The sequence below is a fragment of the Tardiphaga sp. P9-11 genome (assembly GCF_008329525.1).
GTDB lineage: Bacteria > Pseudomonadota > Alphaproteobacteria > Rhizobiales > Xanthobacteraceae > Tardiphaga.
The window spans coordinates 136,605-162,489 of sequence record NZ_NPKQ01000008.1 but is presented as its reverse complement, the minus strand read 5'-3'; the positions used below and the strand labels follow the sequence as shown (position 1 = coordinate 162,489).

Genomic DNA, 25,885 nt, shown 5'->3' with positions numbered 1-25,885 from the left:
CATGTCGGTCGCACAAGCATTTTCTACTCGTGAAACCGTGCTCGAAGTTCGGCACGTCAACGTGTCGTTTCCGATCTACCATGGCGGTTCGCGCTCGCTGAAGAAGAGCCTTCTGTTTAAAGGATCCGCCGGCCGGTTGGCACATGACGGCAACCACCGCATCACCGTTCAAGCTCTGCGAGATATTTCGCTGTCACTTGCCACCGGTGATCGCGTAGCCCTGATCGGGGCGAACGGCGCCGGCAAGACAACGCTTCTTCGCGTCATGGCTGGAATCTATGAACCCACGACCGGCGATGCCATCATCCGGGGACGCATCTCGCCGATGTTCGATATCGGGCTTGGAATCGACACCGATCTTAGCGGCTACGACAACATTCGCATTCGTGCAATGATACTAGGTCTTTCAAACTCGGAAATCGACAAGCGCATGGCTGACATTGCGCATTTCACAGAACTCGGCGAGTACCTCGAAATGCCGGTGCGGACCTATTCGTCCGGCATGATCCTCAGGTTGACTTTCGCTGTCGCAACGTGCTTCGAGCCAGAAATCCTATTAATGGATGAATGGATCGTGGCCGGTGACGAGTCATTTATGGCAAAAGCCGAAAAGCGACTGACATCGTTCGTCGATCGCGCCAGCGTTCTGGTGCTAGCTTCGCATAATATTGAGATCTGTCAGCGCTGGTGCAACAAAGGGCTGTGGATGGACCAGGGTCGGATCAAGGCATATGGCGATATCGGAGACGTGATCGAGCAATATCGGCGCTCGATCGAAGCCGTATGATGTCCAGATATTGCCGCGAACTCCCTTAACCAGCCCACCGCAACTGATACCCTCAAGACGCATTATATTGAACGGAATTGCAACAAAACTCCCTTTGCCTCAATTAAAACGGGTCCGCCGGGCTTGGCTTCGGCCTTGCTCGGAATTTTTGGTGTCCCCTTGTCGCCGACCAACCACCATCGGAATTCTAGCATTTGCTGCAGTCGCAGTCGCTTTGATGGTACGCCTAACTCAAGGCCTCGACCTGGGCGATGAGTCCTACTACGCCGAATTTGTAGTGGAATGGCTGAGGAGCGGTGTCGCTCAATCGCCCTTCCGGACTCTGCATCAGACATCGGCCCTAATCGTTTTTCCCGCGAGCTGGGCATTTGCCGCACTTCGGGACTCCACCGATGGGCTTTTCCTGTTCCTCAGGTTTCTGTTTTTTGCGGGGTCGTTGATCGCCGCGCTGCTTTGGTACGGCTTCATGCGCACGCTCGGGTACCGTGCGCTAGCATGGTCGGGATCTATCCTCATTCTGGCCTTCATTCCGTTCGGGCTTCCTGCACCATCCTACAACACCACTGGGATGCAGGCTGCGGTGGCAGCCATTGCCTGCCTCGGTACTGCGATGAGATCCCGTGCCAACTCTGCTAGACGGTTGCTGGGCGAGATCGGATCTGCCGCGGCCTGGGGTGTTGCCGCGGTCGCCTATCCGCCTCTGGGCGTTGTCGCTGCGGCGCTGGTGTTCGGCGTGCTGGCTGGCGGCGAGCGCATCTGCGCGATCGGCCGACGATATGCCGTCCTGGTGATCCTAGCCGGGTGCATCGGCCTCGGTGCCATCATCGTAACCCTGTCCCCAGCGTCAACGCTGGAGAGCATTCACTATCTAAATCTGATTAACAGGGTCAACGGCATCGGATTGAAGATCGAAAGCACGGCAACCCTGCTCCGCCCCTATCCAGGATTCTGCTGCCTGGCGCTCTCCGCCGTCTGCGCCGGCGTGTTCCGCAATTCGCTTGGCTCGCTGTATCACCCGCTCATAGTTATTGCGCTCCTGCTGGCACTTTTCATGGTTCAGCCTGCGCTCTATATCCGGTCGCATGACGCCATCACCATCGCAGGACTGGCCGGGTTTGGAATTCTGATGGATCTCCGGCTGACGGCGCCTCGCCAACAGCGGATAATGGCCCTATGCTATCTCCTGGCGCTGCTGGTTGCCGCTACCACCACGGCCAGCGCGCTGCATACCTTCTACAATTTCTGCATTGGCGGCCTGCCCGCAGCCGCCATCGCCCTCAGCGCGCCGTACGCCCGGCCAGACCGCAGGTGGCCACGCCAGTTCGCCATGTCGGTCCTGGTGCTGATCGTGCTATCGACGTCGCTGCTGTTTCGCTACGGTCAGACTAGTCTCGATGCCGCCGCGCCAAGAGAGCTCGTCCGCACCGGCATATTCAAGGGCATTTACGCGCCTACAACCCTGACCGAGCTGCTGCAAGTCATCCGGCGCGACGTCAGTCCGAGAATCGGCCATGCTACGCTGGCGATCTTTTCGGAATCGCATCCCGGCATCGCGCTCGAACTCTCCGCGCGACTCAAGATGCTCATGACATTTCCGCTCCCGGTCAGCATATCTAGCGAAGGCCTAGCCTACACTCACGCCTATTATACCGACCTCGCGAACCGACCGCAGTTCGTGCTGATTTTCCGCGAGGGAGGCATTGAACCAATCAACCCGATGCAGCCGAACTTCGAGTCGTGGTACACTTCGGATACTGATTTCAAAACGTCGCTTGGCGTGCTGTCGCTATACCGCAGGCGATGAAGGTGCTCCGCCACGCTAGTTTGTTGCAATGGCCCGCGTCGGCACGTTCCTGAACACTAGGCGGACGTTGACGAAATGGGTCAGCACAATCACCGTCAGCAGGCAGATCAATTGCGTGATGCCTACTCGAAATATTCTTCTTGCATTCAACGGGGGGGGTCCACAGATGTCTCTGGCGTGCTGACGGGGGCACCGAACGTCAAGCATGCGGCCATCCGCAAGACCCACGCGGGCACTCAGCTACGATCACTACGAGATATTTAATCGCTCCCGCTCGATCACCAACGGTCCTCGTCTAACCTGGGAGTGCGTCGATGTCACGTATTCGCCCAGCATCCCGATGAAGATGAGCTGTATTCCCGAGAGAAAGAAAATTGAGAAGATGATCGTCGTGGTACCGCGTGGCGCCGTGTGCGGTAATATTAAATAGCTAACCAGCGAATAAGCCGCAAAAAGCAGGCAAATCGCCGCCAGCGCAAATCCAGCGAAAGTGCAGAAACGCATCGGCGCATTGGTAAATGAGAATATGCCGTTCAGCGCCTGATCGACAAGCCTTGGAATATTATTCTTAGATAGGCCCCGCTGCCGCGTCCGCCAGGTGTATGGAACGATCAGGCGCTTGAACCCGCAGGACGCGATGATACCCCGAATGTAGGGATAGTGGTCTTGGTGAGACATCACAGCCTCCCAGACCTTGCGATCGATCAGCTGAAATTCACCAACATCTGGTGGGATTTCAAAGTCGGAAAGCCCGTTGACGATGCGGTAGAACATCCAGCGACAAGCCCGCAACAGGCGCGTCTCGTCCCGATTCACCCGCGCGCCCGCAACGACCTCGATACCATTTTCCCAGTGCTTAACGAATTCGGGGATCAGTTCCGGCGGATCCTGCAAATCCACCGGCATGAAGACGACGATGGCGTCGCCGGTAGCGTAACGCAGGCCGTTGAACAGCGACCTGAACGGCCCGAAATTACGCGCATTCAGGATCACCTTGACGTCGGTATCCTCCGCGGCGATCTCGCGCAGGATGTCCTGGGTTTTGTCCTCCGAGCAATTGTCGGAGAAAATGTGCTCGCGCTGATAGCCGGCCAGTTCGGTGTCGAACAGGCGCTTGATCGCCTCGTAGCAGGCGCGAACATTTTCCTCTTCGTTGTAGCACGGCGAGACGATCGTGATCTTTTTCACAGGCTCTTTTCCTTGAAAACGAAGCTCCGCAAAGCGACGAAAGTCATGACCGCGGCGACAGGCAGCAGCAAGAGCTGGCCGAGCAGCGGCGGCACCATCAGCAAGGACAGGCCGCGCAGGGCGGCGGCGTTGAGCAGATAGACGACACCATAGACGGCGATGAAGCGTAGAATGCGATTGCGGTCGCGATTGCCGAACACGAAGCGACCGGTGGTGGCGAAGTTGAAGATCACGCCGAGCACGGTGGCGACCAGCAGCGCCGCTTCCGGCGGCAGCCCCAGCACGACAAGCCCCGCAAACAGTCCGTATCCCACGGCGCTGTTCAGGGCGCCCACCAGCAGGAAGCGACCGAACCGCCGCGACGCCGGGCTCCCGATGTGGGCCAGCGCGCTATCCAGCATGGTCGCTCCCTTGCGTATTCGTGGCTGCGAGGCGCTGCGCGCGGTGCCAGCCGACGGTGGCGGCGAGGCCCGCATCGATGTCGACGCGCGGGGCCCATCTGGTAAGCGCCTTGAGGCGCGCGACATCCGCCTCCATGTGCCAGACCTGATCCGAGCGGTACGGAATCTCGCCGAACACCAGCTCCATGCCGGGGCTGGCGAGGTCGCGGATCTTCTCCACAATGGCGCGCACCGGCAGCGGCTGGCCGGAGCCGAGATTGAAGATGCCTTCGGCCGTCGGCATCATCGCCACCGCCACGGTGGCCGTTGCGATGTCGTCGATGAACAGACAGTCCCAGAGCTGTTCGCCGAGCGTGGTCTGCGGCCGCCGGCCATCCAGCATCTGGTCGATCAGCGACGGGATCAGCCAGTGCGGATTGTCGCCGGGCCCATAGGTCGAGAAAATCCGCAGCCACGCATAGGACATGCCGGACTGCGCCGCGAGTTGCCGGGTCAGGTAGTGCACCGCCAGCTTGGAGGCCCCGTACAGCGTGGTCGGATGCGGCAGGTCGGTCTCGGCAATCTTCCGGTCGAGCGGACCGTACTCGCCCTGCGAGCCCATACCGATGAATTTCGAGACGCCGCACTCCGCCCCGGCCTCGAGCAACTGGCAGGCGGTTTCGATATTGTCGGTGATCTGCAGCCGGTCCGACCGCGCCTTGTTGCTGACGCCGCTCCAAGCGACGTGAATAATCACGTCCGGGCGGTGGGTGCGCATCATCGCCCTGACCTCGCCGGCATCCCGCAGGTCGAGTCCTACAACGTTCAGCCGCGACCCGCGAGTCGCCAGACGGCTGCTGCTGCTGCCCGGCCGGACCGTGCCGACGACATCATGCCCGGCACGCAATGCCTCACCCGCCACGGCGGCGCCGACAAATCCGCCCGCCCCGGTGACCAGAATCTTCATCGTGCCGGCCTATCCATCGATACCGACAAGCGCTTGCAAATGGGCAGGCCGCGGATAGGCAACAAAACGATTGCCGCTCTCATATTCGTCCTGCGGCAGATACGGGTACTGGTCGTTGATCGGCCGGCCCATCTCCAATTTGGGCTCGATCAGGGTCTGGTCCGACAGCACCACCTCGATCAGGATCGGACCGCGGCCGAACAGCTCCGGCGTCAGGTCCGACATCTGCTCCACGCGCTGGAAGTCGAGGCCGTAGGCCCGCGCCACCGCGCCGAAGTCCGGCGTCGAATAGCCGTCCTGGGACGCGGTATAGCGGCTCTCCATGTAGCTGTCTTGGAACTGCTTGATGATGCCATAGGAGCTGTTGTTCATCACGACAATGGCGATATCCAGCCCGAGGTGCTTGATGGTCTGCAATTCCTGGATATTCACCTGCAGGCCGCCGTCGCCATTGTAGCTGATCACCTGGCGCTCGGGCCTGGCCAGTTTGGCGCCGATGGCGGCGCACAGCGCGTAACCCATCGGCGAGTTGCCGCCGGCGGTGAACAGGTTCTGCTTTTTGATACTGAAACTCTGGTGCAGCCAGCACACGGCGGCGCCGGTATCCGCCGCAACGATGGCGTCCTCGGCGACGATCTCGCTAAGGCGGCGAACCACGTCGTAGGGCGATAGCGAGTTCAGCCGCTTGGCCGTCGAACTAGTCTCGCGCCCGCGATAACGGCCGCGCATGTCGGCAACGTATTCGCGCCACACGGCGCCGACCGTGGTCTCCGGCAGCGCCCGCAGGATCGACGGCAGCGCCTTGAGGTCGACGGACGTGCCGGAATAGCGGCCGTCGCCGTATTTCCTGATCTCCTCCGCATCGACATCCAGCACATGAACCTTGGCCCCGACAGCAAAGTTGTCGGCATTGCCGGAGCGCTGGCGGTTGTCGAGACGGCTGCCGAGAACGAGCACGGCATCCGCGTTCTGCAGCACGAAGTTGGCGCCGCGATTGCCGTAGACGCCGATCTGGCCGACAAATCCGGGATGATCGTGCGGGAACGCCGAGAGACCGGCCCAGCTCGCGACAAAAGGCACCTCGTTGCGGGCCAGCCATTGCGCCAGTTCGGCCTCCACGCCGGCCATCGCCACGCCGCCGCCCCACACCACCACCGGGCGCTCGGCGTCGCGCAGCAGAGCGGAAATCGCGGTCACGGCATCGCCGACCAGTTGCCCATCGGCCGCATCGGCGGCCACCGTCAGCGCCGGAAACACCGGCGCCATCTCGGCCTGCTGGATGTCCATCGGCACGTCGATCAGCACCGGGCCCATGCGGCCGGAAATGGCGATCACGTAGGCCTTTGCGAGTTCGTCGCGCAGTTCGTCGACAGTCGTGACGAGCACCGCATATTTGGTGATCGGACGCACCATCTCGACGATCTTGGTTTCTTGGAAACCGGCCTGCCGCACCTTCGCGCCATGAATGGCGCGGCTTTCGCGCTGGTTGACCTGACCGGTGATGTGCAGCGACGGAATCGAATCGAAGAACGAGCAGGCAATGCCCGTGATCAGGTTAGTCGCGCCGGGACCGGACGTCGCCATGCTGACACCGATCCGGCGGTCCACCCGCCACACCGCGTCGGCGGCCATCGCGGCCGCCTGTTCGTTCTGCACGCAGATGACGTCGAGGTCGGGATGCCGTCCCACCGCGTCGATCATGAACGCACAGGCACCGCCGGTCAGCGTGAACACGTGCTTGCTGCCGACCCGTGCCAGAAACTCCGCGATATACTCCGCACCCGTCATCGCCACGATCCTTAGGTCAGAGTCAGTGCTGCAGAAGGCGCCAGACGATGGTTCTTGAAATAATCGGTAAGGCTCTCGATGACATAATCGAGATGGTCTTCGGTCAGGCCAGGATAGACGCCGAGCCAAAACGTGCGGTTCATCACCAGATCGCTGTTGTCGAGCGATCCGACCACCCGGTAGTTGCGGCCCTTCATATAAGGCTGACGCAGCAGATTGCCGCCGAACAGCAGTCGCGTCCCGACCTTCTTCTGGTCGTTCAGATACTGCAGCATGTGTTCGCGGTCGAACGGCGCTTCCCGACGCAGGGTCAGGCAGAAGCCGAACCAGGACGGTTCGCTGTGCTCGGTGGGCACCGGCAACAGCAGGATGTCCTCGAGATGCTTGAGGCCGTCCCGCAGGTACTGCCAGTTTTTCCGGCGTGCCGCGACGAAGTCGTCGAGCCGCTCCATCTGGGCGAGGCCGATGGCGGCCTGCATGTCGGTGATCTTCAGGTTATAGCCGAGATGCGAATAGGTGTACTTGTGATCGTAGCCGAACGGCAATTCGCCGAGCTTCCAGCCGAACCGCTTGTTGCAGGTGTTGTCCTTGCCGGGCTCGCAATAGCAGTCGCGTCCCCAATCGCGGATCGATTCCACGATGCGTTTGAACGTGGTGGAGTTGCACAGCACGGCGCCGCCCTCGCCCATCGTGATGTGATGCGCAGGATAGAATGACAGCGTGCCCAGTTCGCCGAAGGTGCCTACCTTCTTGTCGCGATAGGTGGCGCCGAGCGCGTCACAGCAATCCTCGATCAGGAACAGGTCGTGCTTGCGGGCGAACGCCGTGATCACGTCGAGGTTGAACGGATTGCCGAGCGCGTGCGCGATCATGATCGCGCGTGTGCGCGGCGACAGCGCAGCCTCGAGATGCGTCACGTCGATGTTGTACGTGCCCATCTCCACATCCAGGAACACTGGGATCAGGCCGTTCTGGATCAACGGATTGACCGTGGTCGGGAATCCGGTAGCGCAGGTAATCACCTCGTCGCCGGGCTTCAACGCCTTGTCGCCCAGCACATGGGAGGTCAGCGCCGTCGCGGCCAGCAGGTTGGCGGACGACCCGGAATTCGTCGTCAACGTGCGACGGGCGCCGGTCGCCTTTGCCAGCACGGTTTCGAACTTGGAATTGAAGCGGCCGGTCGTCAGCCAGAAATCGAGGCAGGAATCGACCAGGAACTTCATCTCCTGGCTTCCCAGCACCTTGCCGCTCGGCGGCACGACACTGGTTCCCGCGACGAACGGCTTTGCGCCATGCGCAAGCTCGGCGTAACGGCCGGAGAGCGTGAGTATCTGCTCGCGCAATGCCGCGAGTTCGGAAGCGTCCGTCATCCTAGTCTCCGCTCATTCATCAGGTGACAGCCGTCGTGTCATGATTCACGGCCTCGAAGGCCGCGATCTGGGCGCGCGTGAAATCCACCATATCGCGCCCCTGATGCCAGGCCGCATACCATTCCGCGGTGAATTGGATTGATTTATCGAAATTCAACCGCGGCCGCCAGCCAAGTTTCGATCTGGCCTTTTCGCAGTCGAGCTGCAGCAAATTGGCTTCATGCGGCCCGTTGGCGACTTCCTCGCACACCACCTTGCCGGTGCCAAGGGCTGCCACCATGGCTTCGGCCACTTTGACCACAGGGCGGTCGTCGCCATGTTCCGGACCGATGTTCCAAGCCTCGTCGATGCCGTCGGGCGCCGTGGCCAGCCGTTCCGCAATGGTCATGTAGACACCCAAGGGGTCCAGCACGTGCTGCCACGGCCGAACGGCGTTCGGGCTGCGCAACCGCACCTCTCCCCTCGCGCCAAGACACCCCCGCACGATATCGGGAATAAGGCGGTCGTCGGACCAGTCGCCGCCGCCGATGACATTGCCAGCCCGCGCCGTGGCAATCCGCGCCGGGTGGCCGCCCAGCACGAAAGGCGCGAAGAAGCTCATCTGCATGGACCGAGCGGCGATCTCCGCGCACCCCTTGCTTGCACTATAGGGGTCACGCCCGCCAAGCCGATCGTTCTCGCGATATCCCCAGACCCATTCCCGATTGTCGTAGCACTTGTCGCTGGTGATAACGAGGACGGCCCGGACCGAAGGAATGCGCCGAACAGAGTCGAGCAGCGTCACGACGCCGCCGACGTTGGCCGCAAATGTCTGGACAGGATCCTGGTAGGATTCGCGCACCAGCGCCTGCGCGGCCAGGTGAAAGACGATCTCTGGCTCGCTCGCGCGCAGCGCCTGGTCAAGCGTGGCTTGGTCGTTGATATCCGCAATCTCCGATGAAACCAGGTCGGCAACCTTGGCCAGTTCGAACAGATTCGGATGGCTCCTGGGTGCTAGAGCATACCCGGTGACGACGGCGCCCATTTCGGCCAGCCAGAGCGATAGCCACGCTCCCTTGAAGCCAGTGTGTCCAGTGACGAAAACCCGCTTGCCGCGCCAGAACTCAGAACTCACGACCACACCTTCCAGGGCGCGTTGCCGGCAGTCCAGAGCTCCTCAAGATAGGTCTTGTCGCGCAGGGTATCCATAGGCTGCCAGAATCCATCGTGGCGGAAAGCGTGCAGCTGCCCCTCGTGAGAAAGCCGTTCGAGCGGCTCGCGTTCCCAGATGGTTCGGTCGTCGGCGATATAACGTCCAACTTCTGGAGACAGGACAAAGAACCCGCCGTTGATATATCCGCCCTCCCCGTCCGGCTTCTCCTTGAAATCCTTCACAAGGGTATCGACGATTTCTAGCTGACCGAAGCGCTTCGGAGGATACACGGCCGTTACAGTCGCGAGCCCGCCGTGATCGCGATGGAATTTCAGCGTGGCGCCGATATCGACATCCGAAACGCCGTCCCCATAAGTCATGCAAAACTGTTCGCCCTGAACGTGATCCATGACCCGCTTGAGCCTTCCGCCGGTCATGGTAGATTCGCCGGTATCGATCAGCGACACCCGCCAGTCGTCGGCGTCGTTGCGGTGAATCTTTACGCTGCCCTGTCGCATATCGAAAGTCACATCCGACATGTGGAGCCCGTAATTGGCGAAATACTCCTTGATCACGTAGCCCTTGTATCCGAGGCAGACGATGAAATCATTGATGCCATGGGCGGAGTACATTTTCATGATATGCCAAAGAACCGGTCTGCCACCGATCTCGATCATCGGCTTTGGCCTCAGCGTGGTTTCTTCGGAAATCCGCGTACCAAGTCCGCCAGCAAGAATCACAGCCTTCATCTTAAGCTCGCTTATTTTAGGTAGCGGCACAGCGCTCCTGCTATTGGTTTCTTTTGCAACCCATTGCAGATTCCATATCGGTTAGCCATTCCACATACGGGCTGAAGTGTCAAAATAAGACGTACTGCTCTTTATAGGAGCCCTCTGATGTTTAGAATGCTGATCATGCTCTGGCGAGGCTGCGCGCGAGCAACTTGACGCTGATGATCATAAGTCACGCTTCGGCGCTCGCGATCGTTGCCTCGAAGTCCTTTTGCAAGACGACGGTTGCGGTTGAGCCAAACGATGGTTCGCTCGACGAACCCAGCGACGTGGGAACAATTTGAAGCCTTCGGCGGCATCGGATCGTTTGACGATCTCGATGGTCCAGCCGCCGATTGAGGCAAGCGGCTTTTTAAGTTTCGGACCGGCATCGCCACCATCGGCGAACACATGACGTAACCAGGGGAAAGCACTTCTGATCAACTGGAGATTCGCGGGTGTGTTCTCGCGATCTTCTACGCTGGCATCGAACCTGCGGACCATCAGCCTCGGTGTTCTTAATCGACTGGCTGTCGATCACTTCTGCGGTAGGACTTGCGTCCCGGCAATCGGCTTCACGCGCAAGCATGATACGATGATGGTTAATCTTCCACCAGGTGCCTCCGTCGCGCCACCGGCAGAATACCGCTCCACCGTCGTAGAAGGCGGAAACTCTTTCGGTAACAACCGTCACTGGCAACCACTCTAAGCGACGAAAGATCGAATCCACCCGCATAATTCGCGAAACCTGTGGGACAGTCGAGATTCTTGACTGCACAAAGCATAGGTCCCGGAGGCTTTTGCGCAGGCCAGCACCACCACACCGGCGCCCAGCGGACGTCTATGGTACTTCCGCACGGCTCCCGCGATCGCAGCCGCGATCAGAAAATAACCGAGAGGCGAGAACAGCCGGCCGAGGCGATGCTCGACAACGCTATGTTGAAGTATCTCAATAAAAAAAACGATGACGCCCGGCGCGAAGCGACAAGCAATGGCTCACCTTCTTCAGGTTTCTAGGTTAGCCAGCCTGCGGCGGCGTGTGCGGTGATCGGCGCAGATCGGACGTCGCTATGATTCTGCAAGAATGGAACTTGAAGCAGGAGGGAACCGCGGTCCAAAATACGAAGAAGTAACAAGATCGGTCAGGCGGGCAACAATATGAGCACCACAAGCATCATTGACGGCAACAAAAGGCGATGTTCATAGCTCAATCGCCCAATTTGTAACTTTGAAGGCGGTTCGGGGCGCAGTTATGTGAAAGCTACCGTTTGGTTTGGACGGTGTCAGCTTACGTCCCCCCATCTGTACCATCGGAGTCTTGTGCGGAACGTCACGAGTGAATAACGGCCACTACGCATGCCGATGTCCTGCGATGAGCGCTGTGATGAATGATCACTAATCACGATTTTGCCGACCAGCATCTCTGTGAAATGAGGGTATCAAACGGACAGCTTTGATCATACAAAGCCCTCTCGAACGCGAATTAAAGCGCGCCGCGGTCAAAAGCCATTCGATCACCTTAGAGCAAAATTTCATCGAAATCGTACCACATTAAAAATGGTAACAAGAGACCGCGAAGGATGCTTTAGAAGGAGAGGATATTGGCTAGACTTCCAACAATCCGAGGTTGAACTCTCGATCCGAGTCGAAAACACAGGTGGTGATTGAGTATCATGCGAAATTTTATAACAAATGATCCAGGATTTTGATTTGTCAAAGAAATCTCCCCCGACTAAGCCGAAGTTTGTCAGAAGCTCGATTTTGAGCGGGATGATGGTTGCGTTGCTCGAGCGCAACGGTAGTGGCGGGCGGGGACGAAGTGAGGATCGGCGCGCGTCGCTGCTATCAGCAGGCTCGGGCGGGATAAAATCGTACGTCGTCCGCCGCCTTCGCGTCATTTTGACTCCCATCATGCATCGCATCGAATTGCGCGTTCGTAGCGCAATCGAAAAAACCGGCCTGGCAGCCAACATTTTCGACGTTAAAACCAACGTCGCAGCGATGCAGCGGGAAATCGAAAGCCTGCAGGAGACCTGCGATCAAATTCTTCACCGCCTCACGGCGGAACCGCCAAGGGTTGCTGGCGCAGTCGGCAAGGCCTCTTATTTCGCGAATATCACGCCGCTTGGCGACGGGCTCGTTGGCGTTCAGACACCATTCGGCTATCTCGTTATCAATCGGTCAAATCCCGCGCTGCAGGATTTTTTGGTGGATGGGGTCTCGCCCGACCGAGGAACTATCTCTGTCATCCAGGAATTCCTTGAGCCCGGCGACCGCTTTGTGAGCATCGGCGCGGGCGCCGGAGTATTGGAAATGGCTGCGGCAAGGCGATTGGGAGATTCCGGTTCGGTCATCATTTGCGAATCAAATTCTGACTCGGCAAAAGCAATACGTGTCGCGGCATCGATCAACCGAGTCGGCCATATCGTCGATATTCGCGACCTAGCCAGCGGCAGTATAGCGGGCCGTGCGGGCGCCAGTGACGACAAGCACGGTAATGCGGGACGGATGCTCGATTCAATCTTCTCGACGGGAGACAGGATCGCTCTGGTCAAGATTGAGATGGATGGCGGCGAACTTGAGGTGTTGCGCGCGCTACGTCCCGTTCAATACGACAATCCGCAAATGGCGGTCATCGTCAAACTTCCCTCGGGCATAATCGATCGATCGAGAGCCACCGCTGAGACTTGGCTTCAAACCGTTCGGGAATTTGGATTTATTGCCTGCAAGATCGATGATGTGAATTTTATCGCCCGCCGAATTCATAGTTCTGATTTCGATCATGAGCGCCCCATGAATATTTTTCTCGCCCAAAAATCTTCGCAATTTCTGACGCGGCTGCTGCCCGACGCTGGTCAACCGTGAATACCTTTGCCAATCGAGTCTTGATCGTGGGTGGGGGCGGCCATTCCAAGGTGATCATCGAAGTTTTTCGCGCTATGGGTTGCGAGCCTGCGGGCATACTGGACCCGCACACCAGCGATCGAGATATTCTGGGCGTCGCCGTGTTTGGCGGCGACGACTTGATGGAAAGACTTTTTGAAATGGGCTATCGCCGCGCCCATGTGGCGATCGGACAGAATTCGCTTCGTCGGCGCTTGGGTACGCAACTGAAGAATTTAGGTTTTGAACTCGTTAACGCAATTCATCCAAGCGCGGTCATTTCACCGAGCGCAGAATTGGGCGAAGGCATTTCCGTCATGCCAAACGCAGTTATCCATACCAAAGCCCGAGTGTCGGCGCTAGCTATCGTGAATACGGGGGCGATCATCGAACATGATTGCTTCATCGGTGTAGCTACCCACGTCGCACCGCGTTCGGTAATGGGGGGAAACGTCGTCATCGAAGACGAAGTTCTATTTGGCATCGGCGCCGTGGCACGCCCGCTGTCACGCATCGGGGCTCGTGCAACCATCGGGGCCGGAGCCGTCGTGATTGGAACCATAGAACCGGATTTGGTGGCTACGGGAGTTCCGGCGCGCCCTGGCAGCCCTTAAGAAGCGAAAATACAAAATGAAAATTGCTCTCGTCTCTTCGGTTGTTCCGTTCACCAACGGGGGTTACCGAAACATCGTCGATTGGCTGGCTCCGGAATTGAAAAAAGCCGGACATCAGGTAGAAACTATCTGGCTGCCGTTCGACGAGACGCCGGACCAGATTCTACCGCAAATGATCAACTATCGCCTTCTCCGGCTCGAAGATAGTTGCGACCGCGTGATTACCTTTCGCCCTCCAGCGCATCTCGTCTTGCATCCTAACAAAGTGGTCTGGTTCATTCACCACCTGCGTGTGTTCTTCGATTTGTGGGGAACAGCCTACTCACCATATCCAGACACCCTGCGCTGGAGAAGCTTGCGCGACAGTATTCGCGAAGCGGACACGCGCGGGCTCCAGGAAGCCCGCGCCGTGTTCAGCAATTCCAAAATCGTGAACAACCGGCTTCAGGAGTTCAACGGCATCAGCAGCGAGGTCCTGTATCCCCCAATTGCTTCACCGGAGCGCTTTCATAACGAGGGCTACGGTGACGAGTTGCTGTTTATCTGCCGCATAGAACACCACAAGCGACAGCACCTCGCTCTCGAAGCAATGAAACATACCAGGACTCCGGTGCGACTGAGAATTTGCGGCACAGCCAGCGATCCTCATTATATCACATCACTGAAGCAGACCATTCGCGACGCGAGCCTGCAGGACCGCGTCACGCTGGACAACCGGTGGATCAGCGAAGATGAGAAGGTTCAGTTGCTGGCGCGGACCCTCGCCAACATCTATCTGCCGATAGACGAGGACAGCTATGGCTACCCGACGCTAGAAGCCGCGCATTCCGACAAGGCAACGATCACGGTTCAGGACGCGGGAGGCGTCGGTGAGTTCGTCGTCGATGGCTATTCCGGCTCCATCGTTCCGTGCGACCCACGGGCACTCGGAGAGACGTTCGACCGGTACTGGACAGATCGCAATTTTGCACGCAGCACCGGCGCCGGCGCCCACGTCCGCGTGAATGAATTGGACATTAACTGGGACCGGGTTGTGAGGGCGTTGACCGCCTCCCCGGCTTCGACGACCTGACATGAAAGTCATCGTTCTCAATAATATGGCACCCTTCACTTGGGGCGGCGCGGAAGAGCTGGCGCATCACCTCGTGAAGAAACTTCGAGCGATCGGCGTCGACGCTGAAAATTTGAGAATTCCCTTCTCCTGGGACCCCGCGGAATTGCTGATCGAGCAGATCCTGATGTGCCAGTCGTTCAGAATCGCCGATACTGACCGGGTCATTTCTCTGAAATTTCCGGCCTACTACGCGCAGCATGACAACAAGGTTTTCTGGCTGCTGCATCAGTACCGGCAGGCCTATGACCTATGGGACGCCGGCCAGGCCAATATCCCGAACACACCTCGCGGAGAGGAGATCCGCCGCTTGATCCACGAGGCAGACAATCAAGTGTTTAGGACGGCCAAGCACATTTACACTAATTCGATGACTACCGCAGAGCGACTCAAACGTTATAATGGGTTCAACTCCGACGTTCTTATGCCGCCGCTCAACGATCCCGAAATCTTCACCGGCGGGACGGACGATGGCTATTTACTGGCGCCTGGCCGGATCAACGCGACCAAGCGCCAGTTCATGCTGATTGACGCGATGCAGCATTTGCCGTTATCGGCCCGGTTGGTTATCGCGGGACCTCCAGATGGCCCCAGTGACGCGGAAGATCTGCGCCGTCGCGTTGAAGAGGCGGGGCTGGAGGATCGCGTGACGCTCGACCTTCGTTTCCTCTCGAGGGAGGAACTCGCGGATTATGTTAACAAGGCCCGCGCAATTGCCTATCTTCCGTTCGACGAAGATTCGGTTGGCTACGTGACAATGGAGGCCTTTCAAGCCGGGAAGCCGGTCCTAACAACGACTGACTCCGGCGGATTGCTTCAGATCGTCCGCGATCGCGAGACCGGCGCCGTGGTGGCGCCGAATTCAGAGGCATTGGCCGAAGGGATGACTCGATTCCTCTCCAGTTCAAACCAGGCGGCGGCCCTCGGACAGGCCGGGCACCGACTGTGGCTGTCGCTCGGCATAGATTGGTCATCGACCCTTACCAAACTGCTGGCGTGAACCGATGCGACTAGCGTGGGCAACACCTTTCAACATCCATTCCGCGATCGCGATCTACAGCCGCGAGGTCTGCAACGAGTTGGTCCGGCAAGGCGTCAGCGTCGAGATTTTGCGGATCGAGGACGCTGAGTCCGGGGCTGTCGAAGCGTTGGAAAGCTCACTTGTGGTGCATTCCGCCTCGGTGCTGTTCACCGCTGAATTTCTTCAAGACTATGACGCAATCATCGTGAATATTGGAGATTATACGCAATTCCATCTTGGCGCGCTTCGGCTGATGGCCGTAGCGCCGGTAGTTAGCGTGATTCACGACTCAGACCTGCGGAACTTCGTTCATGGAGCCGTCCAGCGCGGCTTGTACCTTGACGACCTTGCGTCCTGTTTGCCCATGAAGGGGCGCGATGGAATGGAAACCGATCTGCGCGCCTCGGAGTTAGCGCTCTTTGCCACGCTGTCGTGCGCCTGTATTGCTCACGGTTCTCACTACGTCGATCTGCTTCAGATGGCTTGCCCGGGTCCAGTCGCGGTTCTGCCCCTTTGCTATCCTGACCTTGGAGCGACTGTGCCAAAGCCAGGTAAGGACAGTGCTTTCGTGATTACTACGTTTGGCCTGATCAATTCGAACAAACAACCGGAACGGGTTATGAGAGCGATCGCATCTTCGGAGGGTTGGAAAGCCAACGCGATCTATCGCCTAGTCGGTCCTATCGAAGATGTCCAGCGAAGCTATTATGAGGAGCTCGCAAAAGAACTCGGCATAGGAACGCCGCAGATTTACGGCAGGGTCAACGACGAAAAGCTTTTCGAACTTCTGTCTACATCAAATGTAGTCTGCTGTTTGCGCTATCCGGTCAGCGAAGGTGGATCTGCCAGCCTCATCACCGCGCTGTTTAGCGCCCGACCGATCATCGTCCCAAATTTCGGTTCGTACGCCGACCTGCCGGACGATCTGGTCTGGAAGGTTAGTTATGGCGAGGACTTGGATGACCTAGCCGCAGTTTTATCGGCGATCGAGAGCAATCGTGCCGCCGCCGAGCAGCGCGGCCACAAAATGAAGACCTGGGCGCAGACCACCTACTCTGCGCAGACCTACGTCGAGAAGCTCCTGCCGCTGATCGGCTCAGCGATCAAGGCCACACCGAGAATCGAAGCCGGGCGCACGATCGGCCGCTCGCTAACCGCGCTGGATGTCGCACCAGACGATCCGGTCGTGGAACGACTCGAAACTCACATCAAAAATTTATTCGACCAAGCAGAGAACTTTCAATGATCAAAACAAGTTCTGAAATTGTGCCGCAGCAGTCCATCCTGCGGGCCCTGCCAGCTTTGCCGATCTATCGGCCAGACCTGTCCGGCAATGAGAAAAAATACGTCAACGAATGCCTGGACACGACCTGGATCTCTTCGATCGGATCATTCGTCGATCGGTTTGAAGCTTCATTCAGGCAGGCGACCGGCGCGGCCCACGCGCATACAGTATCAAATGGCACCGTCGCCCTGCATCTGGCCCTGCACTGTCTCGATATTGGCCCCGGCGACGAGGTCATCGTTCCGGCATTCACCTATATCGCTTCGGTCAACACGATCGCGCAGACCGGCGCAAAGCCAGTTTTCGTGGATTGTCGTCCGGAAGACTGGCTGATCGATGTCGAGGACGTCGCGCGCAAGATCACACCGCGGACCAAGGCGATTATGCCAGTACATCTTTACGGGGCTGTGTGCGACATGTCTGCGCTCGGGGCGCTGGCTTCTAGCCACAAGCTGAAGCTGATCGAGGACTGCGCCGAAGCGCTAGGATCGTCGATCAACGGTCAGCACGTCGGCAGGTTCGGCGATGTCGGCACCTTCAGCTTTTTCGGCAACAAGACCGTCACGACTGGCGAGGGCGGCATGGTCATCGCGGCCGATGACGAACTCGCTGCGCGCCTTAAGCTCGTGAAAGGTCAGGGGCAATCCCCCACTCGCCGCTACTGGCACGTGGAGCTCGGCTTCAACTACCGCATGACCAATATCTGCGCGGCTATCGGGCTGGCACAGATGGAGCGGCTGGATGCAATCCTGACGCGCAAGCGCGAGATCGCAGCATTGTACCGCCGCCTGACTGCTGGAATGGCCGCCGAGTATCAGCAGCTCCGTGAAGGCGCCGCGAGCTCTGACTGGCTGGTCAGCCTGCTGCTGCCGCGGGGCACCGACCGGGACGGCGTGATGAGCTTCCTGAAGGACAATAGTATCGAAACCCGCCCCGTCTTTTACTGCGCTCATCAGATGCCGATGTTTCTGACTGGCGAAACCTTCGCGATCGCGGAAGATGTTGCCGCGCGCGGAATCAGCCTGCCAAGTTATCCTGGCCTGTCGGACCAGGATGTGGAGCGAGTGGTTGATACGCTGCACAGGGGCATCAAAAAATTCGGGGCTGCATAGCCGGACGGTCCGACCGGTTTGCGTGTCCGCATTGCAGAAGCTCGGTCTCTAACACCAGGACATTCTGCCGCAACCGTGCGACCGCTACGGCAACGTAAGGTCACGAAACAGATATTCGTTTCACTACCGGGCGAGACGCCCACGACCTTCTTCCACCGGATGTATCATGCGAGTTCAACGGCCGAAGCGACTGATGTGGATTGTAAATCACAAGACACTGCTGCCGGCAGAGGTGCCGATTTTCCGGGACCTCGGCTATGAAGTATTCATTCCAAAGAGCATTCCCAACGACCCGGGCTACCGTAGCGGTGTGGTGACCTATGAATACGATCAAAGTCTTACAATATCTGCGGCGGCGCTCGACGTCTTGAACGCTCACGATTTTTACGGTGAGCTGCGGCATTATCGGGCGTGGAGCCCCACCCTCAGAGGAGTCATCAACCGGGAATTTGATGTAATCGTGTCGTCGATATCGGCGTTCATATCGCCGTTGCGAGAAGCGATTCGACATTTCGACGGACTGGTCTGCGCCCGCGCGTTCGGTTTAACCTCCCCCGATCGTTATATCGAGCTGCTGGAATGGCTCCGATTGGGTGATCTGCCGGATGAGATGGCTAAACGAGGCTCGAATTATACGTTCGTTCAGGGATACGCCAATCTCGCCAGCATCGAGCCGCCGACCTTGGCTGCAAATCCCCACACAGTGACGGTTCCGCTACCGGCAAGCTTTTTTCTCCACCAAGCTTCATGGCAAGGCGGCGGGAAAGACTTGGTGTTCGTTTGTCCCGGCATTGAGGCGAAGGGATATTATCGAACCGTCTATGAAGGCATCAAACGCAATTTCGGCGATCTTCCTCATCGAATCTTCGGCCGCCAGATCGCACCGATTGATGATCCGGCGATCTTGCCATTCCTGAACGATGACGACTTGGTCAACCTTTACGTAAACGCGCCAGCTTTCGTTTATCCCTCCACCGAGGCCCGACACATTCACTATTCGCCGATCGAAGCCATGATCGTCGGAGCACCGGTGCTCTACCTACGCGGTTCGCTGAGTGACGTGCTGGCTGAAGAGAAGCTGGCAGGCGCCTGCGACGACATCACTGAAATGCGGGCGAAGGCTAATCGCTTGCTGGCAGGGGATAGGGCTCTGTCGAACCGCATCAGAGCCGAGCAAACACGGATCATCGATGCTTTCCGGATGGAGCTCGCGCATCGGCAATGGGCAGATATTCTACTACCCGAGAATCTTCCACCCAGGCGATCATCTGCACGCAGGACTTCGGCATGTTAACCGCCCTAATCAAGAATATTCTTCGGCCTCTGCGGCGGGCATATCGCGACTTCACGGGCATCAGCATGATCGAGGCCCGGCTCGACAATATCCGGCGTCACAACGAGGTCATTGGCGTTCACTTCCATCTCCTGAACGAGAAGATGAGTTTAAACTCTTCAAACATTCTGGATCACGAATCCTCACATATCGCCGATCAACTCGGCCGGCCGGCCGAACTTCCGGCGAAAAGCGGGAGCGTTCTACTGGCAGCACGGACCCGGACCTATGACGCTGCTCAGCAAGTCCCTTGGGACGTCCTGTACGCCATCTCCGAGAAGCTCGATGTGCTTCTGCATCATCGCCATTCGACCGACCGGACAGATCTGCTGATCTCCCGCGAAACCGATCGTCTCGACGGATATCTGCAATATCATGTCGAAGTGATCCGAGAAGATCTGCGCCGTCTGATGGAGAAGCAAAAACCGGACGACGCAAAGTGAAGGAGGACGCCTTGCATCAGCCTGCTTGCCAGCAGGGCTCGCACCGCGCGACCTTAATTGCATCACACTTCACTGGCCCCCGAGGCCGCATTCGATAGGACCGCATTTGGCACAAGCCTCATTCACCAACGCAGGCTGATCATGCCAAAGTTCTTCCGCTGGCAATCGACTTATAGTGTGCAACAAGCAGGACCAGGCAGGCTCCCCTGGGCACTGAGGAGTATTTTCATGTCGCGAGTTCAACCTAGAACGCTCAGCATCTTGGCTGTTTTGGCGTTATTTGGGGCTGGAATTCTATTCTTGGGCTCGCGCGATTTTAGTGGTGGCGTGGACGCAGGCATCCACTACGCGATTGCGGAGCAGATCAATCAATACGGTGCTTGGCCCCTGCCAAAATCTTCATTCCTCGGCGCGATTGCCCATTACCCCCCAGCGGCACATATTTTGGGGATCGTGGCAGGTGCCCTTGTTGGCTCAACACTGAAGGGCTTGTTTTTTGTCGCAGCGGGCGCGTTCTTGCTTATTTATCTGGTCGCTGCCGATCTAATGAAGCGAGACTCGCCTGTAGAAACAATCGCTACACTCCTTGTCTTCACCGTTCTTGCGGTCATATTCCGCAAGTATCGATTTATCGTCGGGAATGAAGTTGTAGCTAATTTTTTCTATGCGCAATTGGCTGGAACAGCGGCCTTAATGGCCGGCTTCTACGCTGCATATCAACTGTCCAGTTTATCGTTTGGTTGGTGGCTTGTACTGTGCGCCATTATTTCGCATTTGATCAGTTGGTTCTTTCCCCTTAATGCAGTCCAATTTGCGTTGGCCGCGTCTGTCTTACGCGGTGCTCCTCTCGTGGATCCACGCGAAAACACAAAACGGCGTATTTTCGAGACATTAGTTACAGCAGGACTTGCCGGTGCAGTTGCAGTAGTTCATCCGGCCATGATTGATATGGCCGCGATTTCCAGCAACGATGGCGGAATTACTATATCCGACGGCGTCATGCTTTATATAGTAATCGGCGCCATCGTTCTGCTTCCGACGTTTTATCTCAAGATGAGAGAGCCAACCTCGTTACGCGCGAATGCAATTCTCTCTCTCGGCATAGGGGTATCGATGCCATGTCTGTTGCTATGCGCGCTATTCTACGTTGGCGGTTTCGGCTCACTTTACGCAGTCAAAAAGTCCGGATTTCTCCTAGGTACGCTAGAATGCCTACTTTTATCGACCCTCGTTGTGCAATGGATTTTTACTAAGTTTCCCGCCAAGGGACGCACTCGCAGTTTCTCACCAGCCGCGACGGCAGCGAGTTCGTCCCTTTTCTTGGCCGCGGCGATCGCTTTCGTCTTTGCTGGAAGGCCCAGTGAAGCAGTCAGTAGCTTGGCTTCCTATGATCGAGATGTCAGACAATTGTTGTCTCAAGAGGTGTCTAGGACATTCGATGGCATTACCGTTTCGATGAACTCGACTATTAGCCCTCACGCGAACTACCTCATTGGGTACGCTCTACTTCGGCCTACGTCCTCAGCTTTGGCGGCTCAGCATGGATTGTTTCTTTCAGCACAGCCTAATCTGGGCAGCGCCAAGTTTGTTCTCGGCAGTGAGATCGATGGTAAAACTTATGCCAGCCGGTGCCTGATCCAGAATTCCGATAGATTAGCGATTATCTTGTCTGAGTGCGCCTCGAAAGGCCGGTGAATTTGACCATGACCCGGTTGATCTGGCCGCGACCGCCGGTTTGGATGCCCCATAATCGAATCAGCTCGATAGCCTCCGGGTCATTCAGAACTTCCGCTTGCTGCTAGATTTTGTCCACGACCAGTTCGCCAATGTTCGCCGCCGGATATCGTCCTACATTATTGCGAGTGTTATCCCGAAGGCATCGCGCAAACGCTTCCGATCACCGAGATACGGAAAGAGAAATCTGCCGCACTCGACGCCGCCGTCGAGAGAGAAGCCACGCGGTGCTTTGACGCCATGAAAGCTGAGGCGCTGCAGATGCAAAAGTCCGGAAAGCTCCCGAAACGATAAACCCGGCTGCGGCTCCCTCAGGTCCACGTTAGCGGCCACACGCTATGCGAGTCGGGGGACAACCGCAGATTCGTTGTGCCCCGGATTCGCGTGACTCACCTTGCCGGATTCGGGGGGCTCAAAAATGTTCTACTGCACGATCTATCGCAGCGACGGACGGACACACATTCTCTCAAGCAACCAGTGGGAAAAGCTGCGGCTGGGTGTCTCTGCCACGCTCAGAAAGCAAAGGGACGTGAAGTAGGGCGCCCTTCACGACGATCATGGTTTTTACGTTGGTCGCATCCGCCGCCCTATGTCGAGCTACCCCAAGCCCCGACGAGTACCTTCCCGACCACAAGCTGCTAAAGCTGGTTAGCCAGCGACTATCCTGGGCTTGAGGGCTGGATACCGTCTTGCCGCCCCAGGGTTTTCCAACCGATGGACAGGCGCCAGATCGCGAAAGCGCCATGACGGCGTTTAAAGCAATGCGGCATTTGCCCAGGATGCATGGTCGAAGCGACTGCGCGCACTATAGGCGATCATGAGCCATGCACGCTGGCGCCTGTCCACGGGTGATGGTGAAGGATGAAAAGGGTTGCTGACTCCATCGGTTCCCGTTAGCCACCGACGATGCGTAAACTGACTTTGATATTGGTGTCACTCTCGCTAGCTGGATGCTCCATCGATCCCGGAGCAACATGGGCGCCAGACGCCTTAAAAGCCCGAGCTCGAGTTGCCCCGGTCCCTGAACAGCCACCCGACCTCCGAGTCATGCTTCAAACTAGGATGGGGGAATTCTTCTTGCCTTCAGCCAGCGCATCGAACGTCAGCTTTTCAACACCGCGTCAGGCCTCAATGGGATGGACAGCTTGCGTCAGAGCAACAGTGAACGGAATGGCAGGCGGCTCGATAGGAGAGCAGACCTTTCTCATCAGCATCGAAAACAGCAAGCCTGTCCGGCAGGAGAACGTAAGCGCATCGCACTGGTGTCACCATGAGAAATACGAACGGCTGGATTTGAAAGTTCATTGACGGATCCGCAGCCCCTTGTGCTATTGACAACATTGACGAGCGTGCATAAAAAAAAGTCACTACTTTGTCAGATTTGAGACACAATCTGAGTCTGTTGAAGTTTGGAACTGATGGGACTTCTCGCGGGTCACCGGCGAAAATTTCGCGCAATTGCTGTACGGCTTTTGCGTTATATCTTCGGCTCGTCGATGCACGTATATCGGCGTTTTTCTGGAGCCACGCGTCTTGAAAGTCAGATCGGGGCCTTGATTTACGAACTACGTCTCAACCGCGCAGTGACGGCGCTACCGGATGTCCCCAATAAGGCTTTATTGGAAAGTGCGGCGCAAAGCGTCCACAATAGCTACCTAGTGGGAGCTAAATTGGACGCGCTACACGCCGACGTGCATGGTCTGGCGCACAAAGTCGACATCTGTTCGGAAAAGCTCGACATACTGCTGCATGAACGTAAGTCGCTGGAAAAGACCAACCTCCTCATCAGCAAGGAGATCGACCGCCTCGACGGCTATCTCAATTTTCATGTCGACGAGCTGAAGTCTGAGATGCGAGAACTCGCCGAAAGCTCCTCTTTAATTCTGGCTTCCGTCTCGTCAATGCGCGGCGACAAGGCGGTCGGATCTACGACGGGAATACCCAACCGATCACCGGAAGTGACCGTCGAGCCAGTGGCAATAGCTATCCTGAACGAACCAAGGATTGGATTTGACGCGATCCATCTTACGTCGCGTAAGCTAGGTGTAAAATAAAAGCGGCCACCCACTGAGGCGGCCTCTCTTTCTCTAACGACCTGCCGGATGGCATGACACCGGGATTGTTGCCGCCTCGGCAAGCCCTATCGGTCGCCCTCTCGGGCTTCGGCCGCGCGTAGGTCAGGAAGGTCAATGTTTCGGGCTTGGCGTGCGACAGGAAGTTCGTCAGCGCTTCAAAGCGAGGATCATCGGCACATGAGGCCAGGATAACGCCTAGTTTGGAAAACCTTATGCAACGCAACGAAGCTCTGGACGGCCTCCGAGGTTTCGCGGCGCTCAATGTTGCGATCTTCCACACGATCCTGAGCATCGACGAAAGTCTAGTCCCTAGAATTGTCTACGGGAAGTACTCCGACCTTTCTGATGCCTACAGTTGGGCCACAAAGATCATCCTGAAGATATTCAGCGGTGAAACAGCCGTTTTCGTGTTCTTCGTAATAAGCGGCGCAGTGCTCTTTCAGAGCCTGATGGCTAGCAAAACCGCTCCTTTCATCGAAACAGTTACGCGGTTCACAATTCGTCGGATATTTCGCATTTACCCCGCGCTTATCGTTTGTCTGCTTTTCATAGCTGTCCTAGCAGCGGTTACAGGAAAGGCAGTAAACCTAACAGATCTTGCGACCAATGCGGTGCTGTATGCATTTCCGATCAACAGCGTGACCTGGACGTTGAATGTCGAAATGGTGGCGGTCGTGTTTATACTGCTCGCGTTTTTTGGGTGGCGAAGTGCAGGTGTTGCCGGATTGTTAGGAGCTGCAATTGCCATTTGGATATTTTTTAGAATCCCCGAGCTTCCAATAGCCGTACTGTTCAAGGACTTCTGGGGGTATTTTGTTTTTGGTATGCTGATCCCGACCCCCGCCGGGAACTGGGTTGGTAGTCGTTTGCCCATATGGAGCTGTCTTGCGTCCCTGGTGGTTGCTATCGCCTTCAAGGGCACCATTCAGACCATAGCAATAGCGCTATTGGTCACTTCGATCTACTACGGCCGCTCAGGAGCTATCGGGGAGTTTTTAATGCTTCCCATTTCTCAATTTCTCGGGCGCATTAGTTACAGCTTTTATCTCTATAATTATATTGCGTTGGTCTATCTCGGGCAGATCCTCCAAAACGATACTTGGTTTAAGTTGCGCCCCATAGAAGCAGGCCTTCTCGCTTCAGTGTTCACTGTGTCACTGACGGTGCCAGCCGCCTACGCTTCGATGCGATGGGTCGAATTGCCCGCGATCAGGCTCGGCCGTCTTTTGACAAGTTGGCCTGGCTTTACCTCCAGAAGAGTTCCAAATGGTGCCTGAATATCTTAGCCCGGTTCCGCCCAGCCAGCGACCGTTGTGGATGTGAGATGGCTGCTCGTCATCCAATGCCATTTCCGCCTGGTCTCCCTGCCTAGGAAAGCCCGCTTAAACATTCGCTGCCAGCATCACGTGCCCCCGCTCCACCGTTTCACAAGCTGATCGTGTGGCACCGTCACCGCTTCCAGATACAGCCGCACTGTTGTCAGTCCGAGCTGCCGGCAACCGACGCCGCCGGCACGTCATGCCACCCGCCTGTAGCCCTATGCCGAGCGATCGTCGCTAGCACCGCCTGAGCAATCGTGGTCGCGATCCGGAAGTCGGGCACCCACATCACATCCTCAACCTCGATTGGCACCGGTGACGTTCGCTGGAAGCACTGGATGGCTGAGGATTCGGCGATGTAGCGGTTTTTCTCGTCGAACACGGCTAAGGCGTATGGCCCCTCCACCGACTTCATCAGGGCTTCCCAACGGCTCGTCTCAAGGGCGGCTTATGCCGCCGAATTTGGCCTTCCAATTATACAACGTTGCTTCCGAGACGCCGTGTTTGCGCGCCAGATCGGCGGCCTTCGCTCGCGCCTCATGCTCGCGCAAAACGCCGATAATCTGCTCTTCCGTAAATCTGGCCCGCTTCATCTGTCCGTCCTTCAGAAGGCCGGACTCTAACTTCAACTGGAGGAAATCGGCAGGGGCACGTCAGATCTCCATCGCACCCCATAACTGCGTCTGCACAGCAACAGTCAAGTGAAGCCGGACAGATAGAAGCTCTGCGTTTGGCAAGTTAAGCTTGGAGCAAGACACCTTTACGGTGA

Annotated in this window: 22 protein-coding genes and 2 pseudogenes; 14 read left to right on the top strand and 10 right to left on the bottom strand. The window is 57.4% G+C overall.

Annotation, left to right across the window (positions count from 1 at the left end; translation table 11 throughout):
* The first annotated feature begins 1 nt into the window (after position 1).
* Together CIW50_RS22740 and CIW50_RS22735 are read left to right on the top strand one after the other, a co-directional pair.
* Positions 2-787 (top strand): ABC transporter ATP-binding protein, encoded by a 786-nt coding sequence (locus tag CIW50_RS22740; RefSeq protein WP_149533526.1) that lies wholly within the window; start codon positions 2-4, stop codon positions 785-787.
* A 217-nt stretch (positions 788-1,004) separates the two neighbouring features.
* Positions 1,005-2,591 (top strand): hypothetical protein, encoded by a 1,587-nt coding sequence (locus tag CIW50_RS22735; RefSeq protein ID WP_149533448.1) that lies wholly within the window; start codon positions 1,005-1,007, stop codon positions 2,589-2,591.
* 249 nt (positions 2,592-2,840) lie between these two features.
* Here the strand turns inward: CIW50_RS22735 and CIW50_RS22730 are convergent, their stop codons facing one another.
* From CIW50_RS22730 to CIW50_RS29600, 8 genes and pseudogenes are all read right to left on the bottom strand, one after another.
* Positions 2,841-3,779 carry a glycosyltransferase family 2 protein gene (locus tag CIW50_RS22730; RefSeq protein ID WP_149533447.1) on the bottom strand — a complete coding sequence of 313 codons (939 nt, stop codon included), beginning with the start codon at positions 3,777-3,779 and terminating at the stop codon, positions 2,841-2,843.
* Positions 3,776-4,180, bottom strand: a complete 405-nt coding sequence (locus CIW50_RS22725) for a GtrA family protein (RefSeq protein ID WP_149533446.1) — start codon at positions 4,178-4,180, stop codon at positions 3,776-3,778. Before CIW50_RS22725 ends, CIW50_RS22730 begins: the two co-directional genes overlap by 4 nt.
* Positions 4,170-5,126 (bottom strand): NAD-dependent epimerase/dehydratase family protein, encoded by a 957-nt coding sequence (locus CIW50_RS22720; protein ID WP_149533445.1) that lies wholly within the window; start codon positions 5,124-5,126, stop codon positions 4,170-4,172. The genes CIW50_RS22725 and CIW50_RS22720 overlap by 11 nt, the downstream gene beginning before the upstream one ends.
* Positions 5,127-5,135: 9 nt before the next feature.
* Positions 5,136-6,914, bottom strand: coding sequence for a thiamine pyrophosphate-binding protein (locus CIW50_RS22715; protein ID WP_149533444.1), 1,779 nt, complete (start codon positions 6,912-6,914; stop codon positions 5,136-5,138).
* Positions 6,915-6,925: 11 nt separating this feature from the next.
* The gene (rfbH, locus tag CIW50_RS22710) at positions 6,926-8,284 is read right to left on the bottom strand and encodes a lipopolysaccharide biosynthesis protein RfbH (protein WP_149533443.1); all 1,359 of its coding nucleotides are present in this window, start codon (positions 8,282-8,284) and stop codon (positions 6,926-6,928) included.
* A gap of 19 nt (positions 8,285-8,303) precedes the next feature.
* Positions 8,304-9,398 (bottom strand): CDP-glucose 4,6-dehydratase, encoded by a 1,095-nt coding sequence (gene rfbG, locus CIW50_RS22705; RefSeq protein WP_172980432.1) that lies wholly within the window; start codon positions 9,396-9,398, stop codon positions 8,304-8,306.
* Complete coding sequence (gene rfbF / locus CIW50_RS22700; RefSeq protein ID WP_149533441.1) at positions 9,395-10,165, bottom strand: glucose-1-phosphate cytidylyltransferase; 771 nt, start codon at positions 10,163-10,165, stop codon at positions 9,395-9,397. The genes rfbG and rfbF overlap by 4 nt, the downstream gene beginning before the upstream one ends.
* A gap of 214 nt (positions 10,166-10,379) precedes the next feature.
* Positions 10,380-10,876: pseudogene (locus CIW50_RS29600) on the bottom strand (transposase); the annotation flags it as partial.
* Between the two features lie 1,002 nt (positions 10,877-11,878).
* Between CIW50_RS29600 and CIW50_RS22695 the strand changes: the two are divergent.
* The 12 genes from CIW50_RS22695 to CIW50_RS22640 all read left to right on the top strand — a co-directional run bounded on the left by CIW50_RS22695 (position 11,879) and on the right by CIW50_RS22640 (position 25,074).
* Positions 11,879-13,051 carry a hypothetical protein gene (locus CIW50_RS22695; protein ID WP_149533440.1) on the top strand — a complete coding sequence of 391 codons (1,173 nt, stop codon included), beginning with the start codon at positions 11,879-11,881 and terminating at the stop codon, positions 13,049-13,051.
* Positions 13,048-13,683 (top strand): acetyltransferase, encoded by a 636-nt coding sequence (locus CIW50_RS22690; protein ID WP_149533439.1) that lies wholly within the window; start codon positions 13,048-13,050, stop codon positions 13,681-13,683. Before CIW50_RS22695 ends, CIW50_RS22690 begins: the two co-directional genes overlap by 4 nt.
* Positions 13,684-13,699: 16 nt before the next feature.
* Positions 13,700-14,755, top strand: coding sequence for a glycosyltransferase family 4 protein (locus CIW50_RS22685; RefSeq protein ID WP_149533438.1), 1,056 nt, complete (start codon positions 13,700-13,702; stop codon positions 14,753-14,755).
* A gap of 1 nt (position 14,756) precedes the next feature.
* Positions 14,757-15,794 carry a glycosyltransferase family 4 protein gene (locus tag CIW50_RS22680; protein ID WP_149533437.1) on the top strand — a complete coding sequence of 346 codons (1,038 nt, stop codon included), beginning with the start codon at positions 14,757-14,759 and terminating at the stop codon, positions 15,792-15,794.
* 4 nt (positions 15,795-15,798) lie between these two features.
* Complete coding sequence (locus tag CIW50_RS22675; RefSeq protein ID WP_149533436.1) at positions 15,799-17,061, top strand: glycosyltransferase; 1,263 nt, start codon at positions 15,799-15,801, stop codon at positions 17,059-17,061.
* Entirely contained in the window at positions 17,058-18,212 is a 1,155-nt protein-coding gene (locus CIW50_RS22670; RefSeq protein ID WP_149533435.1) for a DegT/DnrJ/EryC1/StrS family aminotransferase, read from the top strand. The genes CIW50_RS22675 and CIW50_RS22670 overlap by 4 nt, the downstream gene beginning before the upstream one ends.
* Positions 18,213-18,405: 193 nt before the next feature.
* Positions 18,406-19,506 (top strand): glycosyltransferase family protein, encoded by a 1,101-nt coding sequence (locus tag CIW50_RS22665; protein WP_172980431.1) that lies wholly within the window; start codon positions 18,406-18,408, stop codon positions 19,504-19,506.
* Entirely contained in the window at positions 19,434-19,988 is a 555-nt protein-coding gene (locus tag CIW50_RS22660; RefSeq protein WP_149533433.1) for a hypothetical protein, read from the top strand. Before CIW50_RS22665 ends, CIW50_RS22660 begins: the two co-directional genes overlap by 73 nt.
* Before the next feature lie 228 nt (positions 19,989-20,216).
* Positions 20,217-21,683, top strand: a complete 1,467-nt coding sequence (locus CIW50_RS22655; RefSeq protein ID WP_149533432.1) for a hypothetical protein — start codon at positions 20,217-20,219, stop codon at positions 21,681-21,683.
* 1,116 nt (positions 21,684-22,799) lie between these two features.
* Positions 22,800-23,030 (top strand): hypothetical protein, encoded by a 231-nt coding sequence (locus CIW50_RS22650; protein ID WP_149533431.1) that lies wholly within the window; start codon positions 22,800-22,802, stop codon positions 23,028-23,030.
* Between the two features lie 110 nt (positions 23,031-23,140).
* Positions 23,141-23,776, top strand: coding sequence for a hypothetical protein (locus CIW50_RS22645; protein WP_149533430.1), 636 nt, complete (start codon positions 23,141-23,143; stop codon positions 23,774-23,776).
* A gap of 233 nt (positions 23,777-24,009) precedes the next feature.
* Positions 24,010-25,074 carry an acyltransferase family protein gene (locus CIW50_RS22640; protein WP_149533429.1) on the top strand — a complete coding sequence of 355 codons (1,065 nt, stop codon included), beginning with the start codon at positions 24,010-24,012 and terminating at the stop codon, positions 25,072-25,074.
* Between the two features lie 202 nt (positions 25,075-25,276).
* Here the strand turns inward: CIW50_RS22640 and CIW50_RS22635 are convergent, their stop codons facing one another.
* Both CIW50_RS22635 and CIW50_RS22630 read right to left on the bottom strand, forming a co-directional pair.
* Positions 25,277-25,531: a hypothetical protein gene (locus tag CIW50_RS22635; RefSeq protein ID WP_149533428.1), complete on the bottom strand. Its 255-nt coding sequence runs from the start codon at positions 25,529-25,531 to the stop codon at positions 25,277-25,279.
* 34 nt (positions 25,532-25,565) lie between these two features.
* Positions 25,566-25,709, bottom strand: a pseudogene (locus CIW50_RS22630) (transposase); the annotation flags it as partial.
* Positions 25,710-25,885: the final 176 nt, after the last annotated feature.

Coding starts and splice junctions, on each gene's coding strand:
- CIW50_RS22740 (WP_149533526.1), top strand. CDS start 2: ATGTCGGTCGCACAAGCATTTTCTACTCGTGAAACCGTGCTCGAAGTT.
- CIW50_RS22735 (WP_149533448.1), top strand. CDS start 1,005: ATGGTACGCCTAACTCAAGGCCTCGACCTGGGCGATGAGTCCTACTAC.
- CIW50_RS22725 (WP_149533446.1), bottom strand. CDS start 4,180: ATGCTGGATAGCGCGCTGGCCCACATCGGGAGCCCGGCGTCGCGGCGG.
- CIW50_RS22720 (WP_149533445.1), bottom strand. CDS start 5,126: ATGAAGATTCTGGTCACCGGGGCGGGCGGATTTGTCGGCGCCGCCGTG.
- CIW50_RS22715 (WP_149533444.1), bottom strand. CDS start 6,914: ATGACGGGTGCGGAGTATATCGCGGAGTTTCTGGCACGGGTCGGCAGC.
- rfbH (WP_149533443.1), bottom strand. CDS start 8,284: ATGACGGACGCTTCCGAACTCGCGGCATTGCGCGAGCAGATACTCACG.
- rfbF (WP_149533441.1), bottom strand. CDS start 10,165: ATGAAGGCTGTGATTCTTGCTGGCGGACTTGGTACGCGGATTTCCGAA.
- CIW50_RS22695 (WP_149533440.1), top strand. CDS start 11,879: ATGATCCAGGATTTTGATTTGTCAAAGAAATCTCCCCCGACTAAGCCG.
- CIW50_RS22685 (WP_149533438.1), top strand. CDS start 13,700: ATGAAAATTGCTCTCGTCTCTTCGGTTGTTCCGTTCACCAACGGGGGT.
- CIW50_RS22680 (WP_149533437.1), top strand. CDS start 14,757: ATGAAAGTCATCGTTCTCAATAATATGGCACCCTTCACTTGGGGCGGC.
- CIW50_RS22675 (WP_149533436.1), top strand. CDS start 15,799: ATGCGACTAGCGTGGGCAACACCTTTCAACATCCATTCCGCGATCGCG.
- CIW50_RS22670 (WP_149533435.1), top strand. CDS start 17,058: ATGATCAAAACAAGTTCTGAAATTGTGCCGCAGCAGTCCATCCTGCGG.
- CIW50_RS22665 (WP_172980431.1), top strand. CDS start 18,406: ATGTGGATTGTAAATCACAAGACACTGCTGCCGGCAGAGGTGCCGATT.
- CIW50_RS22660 (WP_149533433.1), top strand. CDS start 19,434: ATGGGCAGATATTCTACTACCCGAGAATCTTCCACCCAGGCGATCATC.
- CIW50_RS22655 (WP_149533432.1), top strand. CDS start 20,217: ATGTCGCGAGTTCAACCTAGAACGCTCAGCATCTTGGCTGTTTTGGCG.
- CIW50_RS22645 (WP_149533430.1), top strand. CDS start 23,141: ATGGGACTTCTCGCGGGTCACCGGCGAAAATTTCGCGCAATTGCTGTA.
- CIW50_RS22640 (WP_149533429.1), top strand. CDS start 24,010: ATGCAACGCAACGAAGCTCTGGACGGCCTCCGAGGTTTCGCGGCGCTC.
- CIW50_RS22635 (WP_149533428.1), bottom strand. CDS start 25,531: ATGAAGTCGGTGGAGGGGCCATACGCCTTAGCCGTGTTCGACGAGAAA.